Annotated in this window: 13 protein-coding genes and 1 pseudogene; 8 read left to right on the top strand and 6 right to left on the bottom strand. The window is 67.7% G+C overall.

The genetic code is table 11. The features are described 5' to 3' along the window. The first annotated feature begins 106 nt into the window (after nt 1-106). From JNB_RS14805 to JNB_RS14795, 3 genes are all read left to right on the top strand, one after another. On the top strand, nt 107-1,777 hold the full coding sequence (locus JNB_RS14805; protein ID WP_237700667.1) for an ATP-binding protein: 1,671 nt from the start codon (nt 107-109) through the stop codon (nt 1,775-1,777). Then, complete coding sequence (locus JNB_RS14800) at nt 1,774-2,457, top strand: response regulator (protein ID WP_009777313.1); 684 nt, start codon at nt 1,774-1,776, stop codon at nt 2,455-2,457. Before JNB_RS14805 ends, JNB_RS14800 begins: the two co-directional genes overlap by 4 nt. A gap of 76 nt (nt 2,458-2,533) precedes the next feature. Beyond that, nucleotides 2,534-2,836, top strand: coding sequence for a hypothetical protein (locus tag JNB_RS14795; RefSeq protein WP_237700666.1), 303 nt, complete (start codon nt 2,534-2,536; stop codon nt 2,834-2,836). Nucleotides 2,837-3,077: 241 nt separating this feature from the next. On the opposite strand, the gene JNB_RS22315 is transcribed toward JNB_RS14795, so the two are convergent. From JNB_RS22315 to JNB_RS14770, 5 genes and pseudogenes are all read right to left on the bottom strand, one after another. Continuing rightward, complete coding sequence (locus JNB_RS22315) at nt 3,078-4,022, bottom strand: cold-shock protein (protein ID WP_009777310.1); 945 nt, start codon at nt 4,020-4,022, stop codon at nt 3,078-3,080. Nucleotides 4,023-4,875: 853 nt separating this feature from the next. Continuing rightward, nucleotides 4,876-5,415: a DUF1990 family protein gene (locus JNB_RS14780; RefSeq protein ID WP_009777308.1), complete on the bottom strand. Its 540-nt coding sequence runs from the start codon at nt 5,413-5,415 to the stop codon at nt 4,876-4,878. Between the two features lie 87 nt (nt 5,416-5,502). Further along, on the bottom strand, nt 5,503-6,375 hold the full coding sequence (locus JNB_RS14775) for a type II toxin-antitoxin system HipA family toxin (RefSeq protein WP_237700665.1): 873 nt from the start codon (nt 6,373-6,375) through the stop codon (nt 5,503-5,505). A gap of 210 nt (nt 6,376-6,585) precedes the next feature. Further along, nucleotides 6,586-6,819, bottom strand: a pseudogene (locus JNB_RS22310) (HipA N-terminal domain-containing protein); the annotation flags it as partial. 14 nt (nt 6,820-6,833) lie between these two features. Continuing rightward, nucleotides 6,834-7,115 (bottom strand): helix-turn-helix transcriptional regulator, encoded by a 282-nt coding sequence (locus JNB_RS14770; protein WP_009777306.1) that lies wholly within the window; start codon nt 7,113-7,115, stop codon nt 6,834-6,836. A 231-nt stretch (nt 7,116-7,346) separates the two neighbouring features. Here JNB_RS14770 and JNB_RS20630 point away from each other — a divergent pair, with 231 nt between their 5' ends. The 3 genes from JNB_RS20630 (at nt 7,347) to JNB_RS14755 (ending at nt 10,926) form a co-directional block, all read left to right on the top strand. After that, a complete protein-coding gene (locus tag JNB_RS20630; protein WP_050766628.1) occupies nt 7,347-8,000 on the top strand; it encodes a TetR/AcrR family transcriptional regulator in 654 nt (217 codons plus the stop codon). Nucleotides 8,001-8,002: 2 nt separating this feature from the next. Beyond that, complete coding sequence (locus JNB_RS14760) at nt 8,003-10,570, top strand: MMPL family transporter (protein ID WP_009777304.1); 2,568 nt, start codon at nt 8,003-8,005, stop codon at nt 10,568-10,570. Nucleotides 10,571-10,656: 86 nt separating this feature from the next. After that, complete coding sequence (locus tag JNB_RS14755) at nt 10,657-10,926, top strand: hypothetical protein (RefSeq protein ID WP_009777303.1); 270 nt, start codon at nt 10,657-10,659, stop codon at nt 10,924-10,926. A 69-nt stretch (nt 10,927-10,995) separates the two neighbouring features. On the opposite strand, the gene JNB_RS14750 is transcribed toward JNB_RS14755, so the two are convergent. Next, nucleotides 10,996-12,819 (bottom strand): ABC transporter ATP-binding protein, encoded by a 1,824-nt coding sequence (locus tag JNB_RS14750; protein ID WP_009777302.1) that lies wholly within the window; start codon nt 12,817-12,819, stop codon nt 10,996-10,998. Nucleotides 12,820-12,986: 167 nt separating this feature from the next. Here JNB_RS14750 and JNB_RS14745 point away from each other — a divergent pair, with 167 nt between their 5' ends. Both JNB_RS14745 and JNB_RS14740 read left to right on the top strand, forming a co-directional pair. Continuing rightward, nucleotides 12,987-13,424 carry a MarR family winged helix-turn-helix transcriptional regulator gene (locus JNB_RS14745; protein WP_009777301.1) on the top strand — a complete coding sequence of 146 codons (438 nt, stop codon included), beginning with the start codon at nt 12,987-12,989 and terminating at the stop codon, nt 13,422-13,424. Continuing rightward, nucleotides 13,425-14,204: an IclR family transcriptional regulator gene (locus JNB_RS14740; protein ID WP_009777300.1), complete on the top strand. Its 780-nt coding sequence runs from the start codon at nt 13,425-13,427 to the stop codon at nt 14,202-14,204. Nucleotides 14,205-14,283: the final 79 nt, after the last annotated feature.

The following is a 14,283-nucleotide window of genomic DNA, read 5'->3' as shown; positions in this document are numbered from 1 at the left end:
CTTTCGGATCAGGGGGGACACTGTCCCATCAAGTGGGTCGCCGACGATGCTGTCTGTCGGCGACACCGATGTCCCGCTTCTGTCCGCACTGAAGGTTGAGAACATAGTGGTCACACGCCCTCGGGCCCGCCGCACGACGTTGGCCGGCCAGCTGCTCGTGCTGCAGGTCGCCGTGATCCTCGTCGTCCTCGTCCTCGTGGGTGCGTTGTCCTTGGCCCAGTCCGAGGCGACCTTCACCCGCGTCGAGGGCCGCAGGGTCTCGGCGCTGGCGGAGCAGCTCGGGGGCAATCCTCTCGTGCGCAGCAACCTCGAGATCCCGGAGACCCGCACGGGCCTCGCCACCCTCGCGCAGTCCTTCGCCACGCAGTCCTCGGTGGGATCGGTGACGTTCGCCGACGCCGACGAGGACGTTCGCGTCTCCACGAACCCATCGTTGGAGGACATGCGAATACCGTTGCCACGAGAGGCTGTTGGTGAGGGAGCGAGCTGGTCTGGAACCCTCACGCTCGACGGCCAGAGGGACCTCGTGTCCCAGGTTCCCGTCTTCTCGGTGACCGATGGGCGAGTTGGCGAACACCTTGGCACCGTGATGATCACCGAGCCGTTCCCGTCGGCATGGGAGCGGGCACGGGGCGCGTCGTCCTATCTCCTCACCTATGTCGGCGGAGCGCTGCTCATCGGCCTGCTCGGGTCGTGGTTGCTCGCCCGCCGGATCAAGCGCCAGACCCTGGGCATGGAGCCGAGCGAGATCGCGGGTCTCGCTGAGCACCGCGAGGCCCTGTTGCACGGCATCGCCGAGGGGGTCATCGCCCTCGACCCACAGGGCCGGGTCACTCTCGTCAACGACGTGGCACGGCGTCTGCTCGACCTGCCGGACCACGCAGAGGGCCTGACCCTGGCCGACCTCAGGGTGCGCGGTCGACTCCTCGAGGTGCTCTCTGGCTCCGACGACGACAACGCGCGCGACCGGGTCGTCGTTCGCCGGGGGCACGTCCTCGTCATGAACCGGATGCACGTCGAACGCGACGGCCGCCCCCTAGGCACGGTGACGACCCTGCGCGACCGGACTGCGCTCGCGGACATGGAGCGCCAGCTCGGCACCTTCCGCAGCACCACCCAGCTGCTGCGGGCCCAGGCGCACGAGTTCGCCAACCAGCTGCACACGATCAGTGGCCTCATCCAGATCGGTGAGTACGACGAGGTCGTCAGCTATGTCGACACCGTGAGCCAGCGCCGCCACTCCCTCGACCTGAGCATCAACAGCCGAGTGGGCGACCCCGCCGTTGCTGCCCTGTTGATGGCCAAGGCGAGTCTTGCGTCAGAGCGTCGAATCGACCTGCGCATCACGGATACGACCTCGTTGCAACGGTTGCAGCCCGAGGACTCTGCCGACGTCGGCACCGTCATCGGCAACCTCGTGGACAACGCACTCGATGCGGTGACGAGCGCGGGGCCAAAAGCGTCGCCAGCCCAGTCACGCACAGCATCGACCGCGCAGTGGGTGGAGGTCACGATCACCCAGGACCAGTCGAGCGTCGAGATCGTCGTGTCCGACTCGGGTCCCGGCGTACCCGACGAGATCGCTGACGAGGTCTTCGACCAGGGCTTCACGACGAAGCCCGGGGGCGATGGGACTCGCGGGATCGGATTGGCCCTCACCCGAATGCTCTGCGAGCAGCGCGGAGGCGAGATCATCATGACGCCCACGGACACCGGCGCCCGGTTCACGGCTCGCCTGGGTGTCACCGCGTCTCTTCCCGAAGGAGTGCCCTCGTGATCTCCGTCCTCATCGTCGACGACGACTTCATGGTCGCTCGGGTGCACCGTGCTTTCGTCGAGCGCACCGACGGATTCGAGGTCGTCGGCGTGGCCCACTCCGGGGCCGACGCCCTGACGATGGCGCACGACCTCACCCCCGACCTACTGCTCCTCGACCTCTATCTCCCGGACCGATTCGGCCTCGACATCGTCGCCGAACTACGGCACACCGGATCCCACAGCGACGTCATCGTCATCTCCGCCGCCAAGGAAGTCGACGCGGTGCGCGCCGCCGTCCGTCACGGCGTCTCCGACTATCTCCTCAAGCCCTTCGCGTTCGAGGACCTCCGCGAAAGACTCGAGGGGTATGCCGCCCAGCGGGCTCTGCTGGCCGCCTCACCCGAGGACCAGGCCGGGGTGGACCGGCTCTTTGCGCGCTCGGCCCAGTCGCGCCCCGACGTCGCGGCGGCGATGCCGAAGGGCCTCAGCCCCGAGACGGCCCAGCTCGTCGAAGCGACGCTGCGATCCGCCGCCACTGGTCTCTCCGCCTCGGAGACGGCCGAGGCCATCGGCATCTCGCGAGTGAGCGCCCGCCGCTACCTCGAGTACTTCACGAGCAAGGGCGAGGCCGAGGTCTCCCTCCGCTACGGCAACACCGGCCGCCCCGAACGCCGCTACCGCCCCATCGCCCGCCCCTAGCCCACCCAAGAGGACGGTGAGGGACACGGCACCCACACGTCGCAAGCACGTCCGTGTCGCGGCATGATCGGGAGCCATGGGCCGGATTCCTGAGAAGCACCGAGAAGCTGTACGCGCGGCGCTGGACGAGCTTGTCGCTGGTCGGCGACCGGAACTGATGACCTGGGTCGACAACTACGGCGCTGCTGGCGCCGAGCTGATTCCACAGCCGGACGACATCTGGGAGCACCGGCTCACGGATTTCGTTCCTCGCGATGACGGAACGGCATACATCGTCCTTCCGCTCTGGACCAGCGATGAGGCCCCCAGCGACCTGAGTGCCGAATGCGAGCTGAGCAAGACAGGCCAGATAGAGATCATCGACGTCCACGCCCTCTGACCCGCCTCCCAGTCCCGTGCCGGCACGAGCCGCGCCCCGCACTCGGGTTTCGGTGGCGATAATCGCCGTATGAGACCCGTCGACTTCATCGCTCACGCTCGAACGGACCTCCCTGCGCTGCTGGCCGAGGTCCGTCGCCTCAGGTTGAAGAGCGCTGACTAACCGAACCATTCGCTGCATGAGCAGGCGATGGGGATCAGGACACGACTGAGCGTTGGCTCTGCCCGAATCGCCGTCTCGCTCAAAGCCGTTCGACGCGATCGGCCTGTGGTCCCCGATCGCTCTGTCGCACCTGGTACCGGACCCGATCGCCCGGCTCTAGGGCCTCAGCGCCTCGAAGAACCGACACGTGCACGAACAGGTCTGCGCCGCCCGCGTCCGGTGCGATGAAGCCGAATCCGCGCTCCGCGTCGTAGCGCTCAACCACTCCCTCGCCACCGCGCGCCGGGACGTTGGAAGCCTCCCGATGTCCCGACCGAGCCCGGGGCGTCGACGTCGCGGGTGCGCCCCGCGGTGCCGAGCCGCGAGCAAGGCGCACGTCGCGAGCCTGTGGGCCCTTCTCGCTCACGACGACGTCGTACGTCACGCGGTCGCCCTCGCCCAGCTCGGTGAGTCCGTCGGCGAGCTCCCGGACGTGGACGAAGACATCAGGGCCGCCCGAATCGGAGGTGATGAACCCGAAGCCCTTGCCCCCGTCATACCAGGACACGGTGCCGTCAGCCCCGTCGGACACCACAGCCTGCTGGGCGGCCTGCGTTCCCAAAGGCAGCAGGTGCTCGGCCTGCGGCCCCCTCTCCCCGTCGACGACGAGGAACGCCACGCGCTGCGCCTCCGACAGCACGCCGCCCCCCACGATGGCCGAGCTGTGCACGAAGATTTCGGTTCCGCCGCCGTCGGGCGTGATGAAGCCGTATCCCTTGGAGGGCTCGTACCAGGAGACGGTGCCGAGCACGCCCAGCGGTGTGTCAGCGGCTTGGTCGGCCGTGACCCGGACGCGGCGTGCCTGCGGGCCGCGGTCCCCCTCGCCGACCTCGAACTCGACCACCTGACCCTCGCGGAGCACCTTCATCGCGTCGGCGCTGACGATCTCGGACGCATGGACGTACAGGTCCTCTGCATCCTGGCCGAGGGCGATGAAGCCGAACCCCCGGTCGGTGTCGAACCAGCGGACGGTTCCCTCGGTCACGGCTGACTCCTTGTCAAAGCTACGGTCGGTGTTCCCCCAGTGTCCCCGACGGGACTACGGCAAGCGCCCGGCGCCGGACAAGTGCTCACAAGGTCGTGGCACGACCCCAACGATATGCAGCAATAGGGGAGGCCCCTACACGCCCGGGAGCGGGGGAACCGCCCCTCGTCCGAGCGTCGTAGCAGCAGTTGCAATGCCTCGCTGTCCGGGTCTCGCTCCGCGTTGTGCCACACGAGCACGAACGGTCCTGGAATTGCCTGCCGCCGCCGGCAGTTGCGTGGAACTCGCAAGTTCCCTCATCAAGCGCCGGCACGGCCCGGCGGTTGTCATTCAGAATCAAAACGACGGGTGCCGGATGGTGGCAGCAAACCTTTCTGCAAAGCTCACGACCAACTGATTTGGCGCTGCAATTCAATGAGCACCTCTGGGTCGCCAGAGCCCTCTCCGCCCGCCCCCCATGGATCCTCCGCGTTGCCTTGGAGCCAAGCAAGGACCTCAGACGGGTTGGCATGGCCGCCCGAGTCCAACGGAGCGTGGACCATCTCAGCCTCGGGCAGTCCGTCCGGCCACCGGCACCAGCCGATGCCGTCGTCCGTGTCATAAACGATCCAGTCCGGGGAGGCGTCCAAGGTGACGCATGCGCAGATCAACAAGACATGGTTGGCGCGCCCCCGCCACTCACCGGCGGGGCGGTGCGCCTCCGCGCGAGCAAGGAGCTCTTCAATAGGACCAACTGCTGGATCCTTGAGGGGTTGATTTTTCCCTCGGCGCCCGAACATGGAGCCACAGTAGGGGTCCTTGACCAGCGGCGCCACCCACAGTGCAAGGGGCCAAGGCTGGGCATCCGGATGGGCTACTGGCGATCCAGCGCCCGGAGGTAGCGCTCAGTCATGAGGCGCTGAGCGGCTCGGCCCATCGGTCCCCCGAGCTTGGCAAGTGCCGATCCGGGCCGCGAGTACGCAGTGATGGTGAACACGATGCGACCGCCGTCGAGGCGTTCGAGCATGAATTGTTCTGCGCCGACCTCCGGGTGACCGGGCAATGTGCCGTAGCTGAATCCCCGTCGCCGCGTCTCGTCGACGACATCGAGAACCCGACACGGGATCTTCAACGACAGTGCGCCCAGTCCCCACCGCATCAGGACGACGGTGCCCTTGCGCAGCGGAACGTCCGAGGCCTGCACCCGGAGCCCAGCCCTGGAATGCACCTGCCATGCGAAGAGGTCACGGGCGGCGCCATCGAAGTCGCGACGAGTGAGCGTGATGGATTCGTTGACGTGGTGATAGCCGGAGGATGCCGCCCCACCCGAGTCGTTGAACGGCGTGAACGACAGCGGGGCCGCGCGCAGGACGGACGCCTGCTGCTCGCCCAGGGGACGCACCGACTTGCTCACATCTCCACCTCAGTCGCCCAGCCCCAATTCACCAGAGTCCGGGCTTCCGACCTGGCGGGGTGTTCAGTCAACAGCACGACCGCCCGGTCAGGTCGACTTCGGTCGCTTTGGCCCTCGCCGCCCGCCCGCGAGGCGTTCACGGGGGTGTGCCCTGTTTTTCGTGGCAGCGGTCGAGACAGGCAGCCGATCGGTCGCCTCCTGTACGCGCCGGTCGACCACGGCCCATGCCTCCGCACTCACGTTGGGATGTGTCGAGCGATCGATGCCTGCCAGGGCTGCACGTACCGCCTCGACGGTGTCGGCAACGACACGACGTGCTCGCACGGCCGGGAGTCCCCAACTCATGCCTTCCGCCACGACGTCGTCAATCGTGAGCGCGTCGATCAAGAACTTTCCGTTGATGTCGAGCGCGTTGCGTCGATCGTCGGGCCGGTGGTGCAGATGCATCGCCACGTCGTATGCGGGCGAGAGTTCCACGCTTCCGTCGGCATGACGGAGGTAGGAGATGTTCTTGGCATGCAGGTCTGTGTTCCCGATCAGCAGGGAGAACGTGACGAGCCGCAAGAGGGGGTCCTGGTTCGCGCCGCCGTCGCGCAGCACGTTCGCCGCGTCGCGCAGCGATGGCATGGCCGAGCCCCACTGGAACTTGCGGTTGGGGTCGCTGGTGTTGAGGCCGATGGCCTGGGCGAGGTCCTCTTGGTGTTCACGCCCGAGCTGCCCGTTGCGGTCGTATCGCGACACGGCGATTCCGCGAACCTCTCCGTATGTGACCACTTCGGCGTCAACGGTCGTGAGCTCGACGGCGCGCGCCAAGGCCAAGCACGCCACCTCCGTGTCGATGATGTCGCCACCGATTTCGGTGAGTTGCCCGCCGCGCTTCAGAATCCACGTCGACGGGGCACCGTCCTTGCACGCCTGCCATGACCCCCGCTCGCGGTGCAGCGTGATCTTGGGGACCATGCCCGGCAGAGTGGAGGACTCATGGACGACACCGGGCTGCGCCGGCGCGTACTCGTCGGCGCGACGGAGTCGCTCGCCCACCTCGTCGTCAGTGAGCGGTTCGTAGTGGCCGGCCCGGGTCGGGTCGCCAGCCCCGGCCCGAACAAAGATGGCTGCGCCAGGCGTGTCACGCCCCAGCGCGCCGATGAGGGCGTACGTGTCGTCAGGAGCCACGCCAACTGACATCGCCTGGTTGACACGTGCGCTTCCTTCGGGCAGAAGCCCGTCGATGTATGCCCTCACCGTGACATCCGGCGGCGTGGTGCCGATGTCCAACTTCGCTGAGAGCACGTTCGCGCCATGTCCCCAGCGCTCCAGTGCCTGCTCGGTCCAGCGCAAGGACACGCGCTGGCGCGATGCCTCGGTCACCGTCGCGATGTGAGTGCCGTACAGCCACACGTCCATCGGTTCGCGGGCCATCAGTGGTCCTGTTCCAGAGGGTTGCCCCGCGGGTTCGGATCAACAGGCGGGACCGAGGCCGTCTGCGAGACGACTTCGAGATGGGCGCCGAGTTCGCGCAAGAGCTCGAACAAGCGAGTGGCGAACAGGTTGGGGCGAGCCGTCTCCAGCTCGTAGATGTATCGACGGGAGACGCCCAAAGCGTGTGCAAGGTCCTCCTGGGTCAGATCACGCTCAAACCGCAGCCGAGCCAGTTCCTTGCCCAGAGCCGCCTGCGAGCGTGCGACTGTGCGACCTTCCATGGTTCCTCCGGTTTCTTCATTGCGAGATTATTCTCGCAATGCTCAAATGGGAGCATATCCTCCCATTGTTGAAATGCGAGGATAACCTCGCATAGCCGAGGCCTGCCGTACCGAAACCCCCAAGCGTCAGGTATGCCGGGGCGCAAAGGTGCGCGGCCGGCATACCGGACGGATTTGTGCACGACAGAGCAAACTTGCACTGTCGTGCACTTAGTGGTTAGCGTGTCGGTCATGAGTGAGACTCCAGCCGCTGCGGCGACCGACGGGCTGCGTGCCCGCAACCGCGAGCGCACGGTCCAGAGCCTCGAACAGGCTGCGTGGGAGCTCGTCGCGGAGCACGGCTTCGAAGCGGTCACCGCCGACGCCGTCGCCGATCGGGCCGGGGTCTCGCGCCGCACGTTCTTCAACTACTTCCCGCGGGTCGAGCTCGTGCTCCAGGAGCCGATGCGCCAGGCCATCGCAGGCCTCGTCGATCGCTTCATCGCCCGTCCCGGAGACGAGAACATCAGCGACTCGCTCGCCGCCATCCTCACGGAGCCGCTCGACGCGGTCGTCCTTGAGAAGGCTGTCACCTGCTTCGGCCAGGCGTCGACGTCCTCGGCCGCGAGGTTCTTCCTCATGGAGGCCCAAGCCGCCGAGGTCGACCAGATCGCGCGAGCCGTCATGGACCGCGACCCGTCGATGGACGCGCTCTACGCACGCGTCGTCGCCGGCGCCGTGATGTCTGCGGGATATGCCGCGACCACGGCCTGGGTCGACCAGTCGCGCGGCGTCGTCAACGACCGCACGCGGCAACTGCACCTCCACCTCCTCCAACAGGCATTCGTGCACCTGTTCACCGCCTTCTCCCTCCCCCAGCCCACCGATCCGGACCAGGAGTCCTGACCATGGCACTTTTCCTCTACCGCGTCGGGCGATCCACCGCCCGCCACGCCTGGCTCACCATCGTCGCGTGGGTGCTCGTGCTCGCCGGACTCGGCGGCGCCATGGCGACTGTTTCCACGCCCCCGACGTCCGCCATCAGCATCCCCGGCGCGAAGTTCCAGTCCGTGCTGTCGCAGCTCGGCCAAGAGATTCCGGCCGCTGCGGGCGGCATCGGCACCATCACCATCGAGAACGAGAACGGCCCGATCACCGCAGCCCAACGTGTCGCCATCGAACGCACCCTCGCGGACTGGGAGAAGGCTCCCCACGTCAAGTCCGTGATGAACCCTTTCGCCACCCAGAAGCAGCTCGACGACTCCCAGGCCAAGGTGACGGCCGGCCAAAAGGAGTACAAGGACCAGGACTGGAAGTTCCAGCAGGGTCAGTGGCTCTATGCCGAGGGCCAGAAGGACCTCGCCGCCGCCCGCACCGAGCTAGCGAACCTCGAGAAATCCGGCCAGGGCCAGAGCGAACAGGCTCGGGTGCTGCGCTACGAGATCCCCGCCCGCGAGAAGGGGAACGCGGGAATTCTGGCTCAGCTCAACGCTGCTGAGCCGAAACTCGCCGCCGCGCGCGTCCAGCTCGCCGAGGGCCAGGGGCTCTTGGGCGTGACCAACGGGGCGCGCTTCATCAACGCGGACGGCAGCACCGCCATGCTGCAGATCCAGTTCGACACGGCCATCGCCCAACTCGACCCCGCGATCCGCCTCCACGTGCCCGAGATCGGCGAGGCGCTGGCCAAGGACGGACTGCGCGTCGACTACAGCGCCGACATCCTCCAGACCCGCAGCATCGTCGGCATCGGTGAGGTCATCGGCTTCGGCATCGCCGCCGCCGTCCTCCTCGTGATGCTCGGCAGCCTCATCGCCGCCGGCCTCCCCCTGCTCGTCGCCCTCATCGGCGTCGGTGCCGGGCTGCTCGGCGCGATGGCTGCGACCGCGTTCTTCGAGATGAACTCGATGACACCGGCGCTGGCGCTCATGCTCGGCCTCGCGGTCGGCATCGACTACGCGCTCTTCATCGTCAACCGCCACCGGCAGCAGCTGCTCGACGGCGTCGCCCTGCAGCACTCGATCGGCCTGGCCACGGGGACGGCCGGCAACGCCGTCGTCGTCGCGGGCACCACCGTCGTCATTGCCCTCGGTGCACTCACCGTGTCGGGCCTGCCGATCCTCGCCCAGATGGGCCTCGTCGCTGCCGCCACCGTCGCAATGACGGTGCTCGTCGCCCTGACGATCACACCCGCAGTGCTCAGCCTCATGGGTCGCCGCGTCGTGTCAAAGCGCACCTGGCGCCGGCGCGAGGCCGCGACCGCTGAGGCTGCCCGACCGTCCGGCCGAGGCTCCGGCCGCTGGGCCGTCCTCGTCACCAACCGCCCGTGGCGCGCCATCGTCCTCACCGTCGTGGCCATCGGACTGCTCGCGGTGCCGGCTCTCTCACTGCGCCTCGGCCTCCCCGACGGCAGCAGCGAACCCAAGGACTCCAGCGCCTTCCACTCCTACACGACCATCGAGAAGGACTTCGGTGCCGGAGCCAACGGGCCGATCATCGCCGTCGTCTCCTTCGACGAGCCGCTCGACAAGGCCGAGGTCGCGGGCATGCAGAACCGCAACGGCCGCGCCCTGTTCAATCTCCCCGGCGTCGAGCGGGTTGTCCCGTTCGGAGTCAGCGCGGACCGCGACACCCTCGCTTTCCAGGTCGTCCCCCTCGAAGGCCCGACGAGCGAATCCACCACCGCTCTCGTCCACGAAATCGATGACCTCGCGGAGCACCTGCCCGCCGGCACCAAGCTCGGCATCACGGGCCAGACGGTCGCCAACATCGAGATCTCGCAGCGCCTCGCCGGTGCCCTCCCCCTCTACGTCGCCCTCGTCGTCGGGTTGTCACTGCTGCTGCTCATGGCGGTGTTCCGCTCGGTCCTCGTGCCGCTCATGGCAACCGCCGGCTTCCTGCTCTCGGTGGCCGCGAGCTTCGGCGCCGTCGTCGCGGTCTACCAGTGGGGTTGGCTCGGTGACCTGCTGCAGGTGAGTCGACCGGGGCCGATCATGCCCTTCATGCCGACGCTGCTCATCGGCGTGCTCTTCGGTCTGGCGATGGACTACCAGATGTTCCTCGTGTCCGGCATGCACGAAGCCCGCGCCCATGGAGAGGACAGCCGCACGGCCATCCGCACCGGCTTCCGCCACGGCTACAAGGTCGTCGCCGCAGCCGCGCTCATCATGATTGCGGTCTTCGCGGGCTTCATCTTCGCCCACCTCACGATGATCCGGCCGATGGGTCTGGGCCTCGCGATCGGTGTGGCCGTCGACGCCTTCCTCGTGCGCATGACCCTCACCCCGGCGGTGCTTCACCTGCTCGGCGACAAGGCCTGGTGGATCCCGCGCTGGCTCGATCGCCTGCTCCCCGACCTCGACGTCGAGGGCACGAAGCTGCGCACCCACCTCCAGCACGAAGCCGACGCCGAAGCGGCCGAGAGCACGGACCATGAGGACGAGCGCGCCGACGAACTGGTCTCAGCCGGTCGCGCCTAGTCCACAGATGACAAACTGAAGGTATGCCGCAGAGCTGGGCTCTGCGGCATACCTTCAGTTTTGCTGTGGCACAGGAGGATTCAGCAATGCTCTCGTGGAAGTCGCACCGCTCGATCCTGTCGATCGGGTCCTCACACTCGATTCTCTCGATCGGCAGCGTGGGCTCGGTCCTGTCGATCGGGAGCGTCGGATCGTTCGCGTCCCTGGGGTCGATCGGCTCGGCGATGAGCCTGTTCTCCGCCCTGTCACACCAGTCGCGGGCATCGGTGCTCTCGCACCAGAGCGACCTGTCGGCGCTCTCCACCCAGTCGAAGCGTATAGCCCGGCCGGACCCGCCAGCATTAATCGTCCAATAGGACACGTTTGGCGCCCGCCATTCGTGCCCTATTGGACGAATTGTGTTGCGTTGAGCGGGGGTTGGGCTTTCAGACAGTGGCGTATGCCGGGGTGCCGGCGAGCGCTGCGTAGCGGCCTCCCAGCGCGAGGAGTTCGCGGTGGGTGCCCCGCTCGACGATGTGGCCGTGGTCGAGGACCGCGATCTCGTCGGCGTCCTCGATCGTTGAGAGGCGGTGAGCGATGGTGATCGTCGTGCGGCCGCGAACCAGCTCGTCGAGAGCCTTCTGCACGGCCCGCTCGGTGTCGTTGTCGAGGGCACTCGTGGCTTCGTCGAGGACGAGGACGCGCGGGTTGCGCAGGATGGTGCGAGCGATGGCGATGCGCTGCTGCTCGCCACCTGAGAACCGGTGTCCGCGAGCGCCGACGAGGGTGTCGAGTCCGTCGGGCAGAGTGCCGACGAGGTCGGCGATCTGGGCGGCGCCGAGGGCCCGCCAGAGTTCGGCTTCGGTCGCGTCGGGCGCTGCGAGGAGCAGGTTCTCGCGGATCGAGGCATGCACCAGATAGGTCTCCTGCGACACGACACCGACGATGCGGGCGAGGACCTCGGGGTCGAGGTCGCGCAGGTCGACACCGTCGATGGTCACGCGACCCGAGGTCGGGTCGTGGAGCCGGGCGACGAGCGAGGCGATGGTCGACTTCCCCGAGCCGGTGTGGCCGACGAGCGCGAGCGAGCCACCGGACGGGACCACAGCGTTGACGTCGGCCACAGCGAGAGGTGAGTCAGCGGCATACGCAAAGTTGACGTTCTCGAAGCGCACCTCGCCGCGCACGTTCGCGGGGTCGAGGGCGACGGGCGCGACAGGGGCTGCGACGTCGGGGATGAGGTCGAGGTACTCGAAAACCCTTGAGAACAGGGCCATCGAGGACACCCACTGGGCGCCGACGTTGAGCAGTCCCATGAGCGGGCGGAAGATGCCGGCCTGGAGGGTGGTGAAGGCGATGAGGGTTCCGATGGTCATGCCACCGGAGGTCGCGGGGAGCCCGGCCACCAGGTAGATGAGGGCGGGGATGGCCGAGAAGATGATCTGCATCGTGGCCATGCGCCAGCGACCGGCGAGCTGACTGCGGAGCTCGAGCTCGACGAGTTCGGACGAGGTGTCGGCGAAGCGTTCGGCTTGACGACGACCGGCGCCGAGCGTCTTGGAGAGGCGCACACCCGAGACGGACAGGCCCTCCTCGATCTGCACGTTGAGGTCGGCGCGACGAGCCTGCTGGCGCGCGGTCACCTCGCGGCGAATGAGCGCGACGCGTCGGGTCATCCACACGGCCGGCGGGATGACGATGAGCGAGAGGAGGCTCAGGCGCCAGGAGAGGGCGACCATCGCGACGGACGTGGCGATCGCGGTCGTGAGGTTGGAGGCGATGGAGGTCGCGGTCGTGGTGACGACGCCCTGCATGCCGTTGATGTCGTTGGTGAGGCGCGACTGGACCTCGCCTGCCCGGGTGCGGGTGAAGAAGCCCAGCGACTGCTGCTGCAGGTGGGCGAAGAGGTCGGTGCGCAGGCGGTGCATGACGCGCTGGCCCACACCGGTGGACATCCAGGTCTGAACGACACCGAGGAGCTGGGTGGTCGCGGCGACGGCGACCATCGCGGCGACGGAGAGGATGAGCAGGCGCACGTCCTGCTGGGGGATGGCCGTGTCGACGACCTCGCGGACGAGGAACGGCTGGGCCATGGAGACCACGGACGTCGCCACGATGATTGCGGTGACGATGCCGATGGGGCGGCCGAAGCCGCGGAAGAGGTTGGTGACCCGCTTGAGCGGGACGGGGGCGAACTCGAGCTGGGCTCGGTCGCGCGGGTCGATCTTCATCGGCCCACCTCCGCCGCCACGGCCGCCGCCGACGCCCATGCCTTTGCCGCCGGGGAGGCGGGTCGATGTGTCCTTGGGAGCTTCATGAGTTGTGACTGTCATGGAGGCTCTCCCTTCTGTTGGTGCTGAAGTCCTGCAGTTGAAGAGTAATTGGTGAGGTTAACTCACAATGAGTCAAACGGAGTAAAGACGACTACTATTCCCGTATGCCGCCCGCCCCCTCCTCGTCCACCTCCGAACCCGCTCTGGGCGAGCTCGTCATGCAGGTGGCCCGGGGGCTGCGCCGTCGGTTCGCGGAGACGCTCGAGCCCTGGGGTGTGACGCCGCACGAGTCGCGAGCGCTGCGGGTCATCGGGTCGCACGAGCCCACCCGGCTCGGGGTTGTTGCCCAACACCTGCGGATCGCGCCTCGCTCGGTGACCGACGTCGTCGACTCCCTCGAGAAGCGTGGCTTCGTGGTGCGCGAGCCGGATCCGACCGACCGTCGCGCCACCCAGGTCTCGCTCACCGCCGACGGGCGCAAGGTGCTCGACGAGCTCGACACCGCGCGCCGGGCTGACCACGAGAGCTACTTCGCCGACCTCAGCGACCGCGACCGCGCAACCCTGGCCCGCATCCTCAACGGTCTCATCGAGGGGGCCTAGTTGGCCAGCGTCCCCGGTGCCGAGAATGCGCTCGACGTCCTGGAGCTGCTCGGGCGTCGCGGCGAACCTCTGCCTGCGGCGACGATCGCGCGCGAGCTCGGACTCCCCCGGTCCAGCACCTATCACCTGCTCTCGGTGCTGCGGGATCGCGGTTATGTCTCGCACCTCGAAGGTGAGCGGCGCTACGGACTGGGCGTCGCGGCATACGAGCTGGGTTCTGCCTATCAGCGGCAGGCACCTCTGCAGCGCATCGCGCGCAGCACCCTCGACAGGCTCGTCGACGCGACCGGGCACAACGCCCACCTCGCCGTGCTGCACGGGCGCGATGTCCTCTATGTCATCGAGCAGCGCGCGCCCAAGGGTCCGGTCCTCGTCTCGGACGTCGGCGTCCGACTGCCCGCAACCCTCACCGCGACCGGCCTCGCCCTCCTGGCGTCACTGCCCGCGGGTCAGATCCGCGCACTCTTCCCGCATGCCAATGCCTTGGTGCAGCGAGACGGGCATGGCCCCTCGACGCCGGGCCAGTTGCGCTCGCTTCTCCAGGCCGTCAGACAACGCGGGTATGCCGTGGAGGACGGTCACATCACGAGCGGACTGAAGTCCGTGGCCGTGGCCGTTCTCGACCACAGCGACCACCCGGTGGCATCGGTGGCGGTGACCTTCCCGAGCGAACGGGTCGACGACGCAGAGCTCAACCAGCTCGTCTCCGCCGTCGGACATGCCGCCGACGACCTGTCCACGCGACTGCACCGGCAGCCGCGTGCCCCGCGCAAACCCTGAGGCCGGACTGACCGACTTCGTGCCCCGCACGGACACGAAATCGGCGGCCTACGGCCGACGGATCGTGTCCGTGCGGGGC

The sequence above is a fragment of the Janibacter sp. HTCC2649 genome (genome assembly GCF_000152705.1).
GTDB lineage: Bacteria > Actinomycetota > Actinomycetes > Actinomycetales > Dermatophilaceae > Knoellia.
This window is presented reverse-complemented; position numbering and strand designations above follow the sequence as displayed.

Excerpts from the sequence above, each read along its gene's own strand:
- JNB_RS14775 (WP_237700665.1), bottom strand. The coding sequence starts at position 6,375 with ATGGTCCCCAAGATCACGCTGCACCGCGAGCGGGGGTCATGGCAGGCG.
- JNB_RS14760 (WP_009777304.1), top strand. The coding sequence starts at position 8,003 with ATGGCACTTTTCCTCTACCGCGTCGGGCGATCCACCGCCCGCCACGCC.
- JNB_RS20630 (WP_050766628.1), top strand. The coding sequence starts at position 7,347 with ATGAGTGAGACTCCAGCCGCTGCGGCGACCGACGGGCTGCGTGCCCGC.
- JNB_RS14770 (WP_009777306.1), bottom strand. The coding sequence starts at position 7,115 with ATGGAAGGTCGCACAGTCGCACGCTCGCAGGCGGCTCTGGGCAAGGAA.
- JNB_RS14745 (WP_009777301.1), top strand. The coding sequence starts at position 12,987 with ATGCCGCCCGCCCCCTCCTCGTCCACCTCCGAACCCGCTCTGGGCGAG.
- JNB_RS14750 (WP_009777302.1), bottom strand. The coding sequence starts at position 12,819 with ATGGGCGTCGGCGGCGGCCGTGGCGGCGGAGGTGGGCCGATGAAGATC.
- JNB_RS14755 (WP_009777303.1), top strand. The coding sequence starts at position 10,657 with ATGCTCTCGTGGAAGTCGCACCGCTCGATCCTGTCGATCGGGTCCTCA.
- JNB_RS14795 (WP_237700666.1), top strand. The coding sequence starts at position 2,534 with ATGGGCCGGATTCCTGAGAAGCACCGAGAAGCTGTACGCGCGGCGCTG.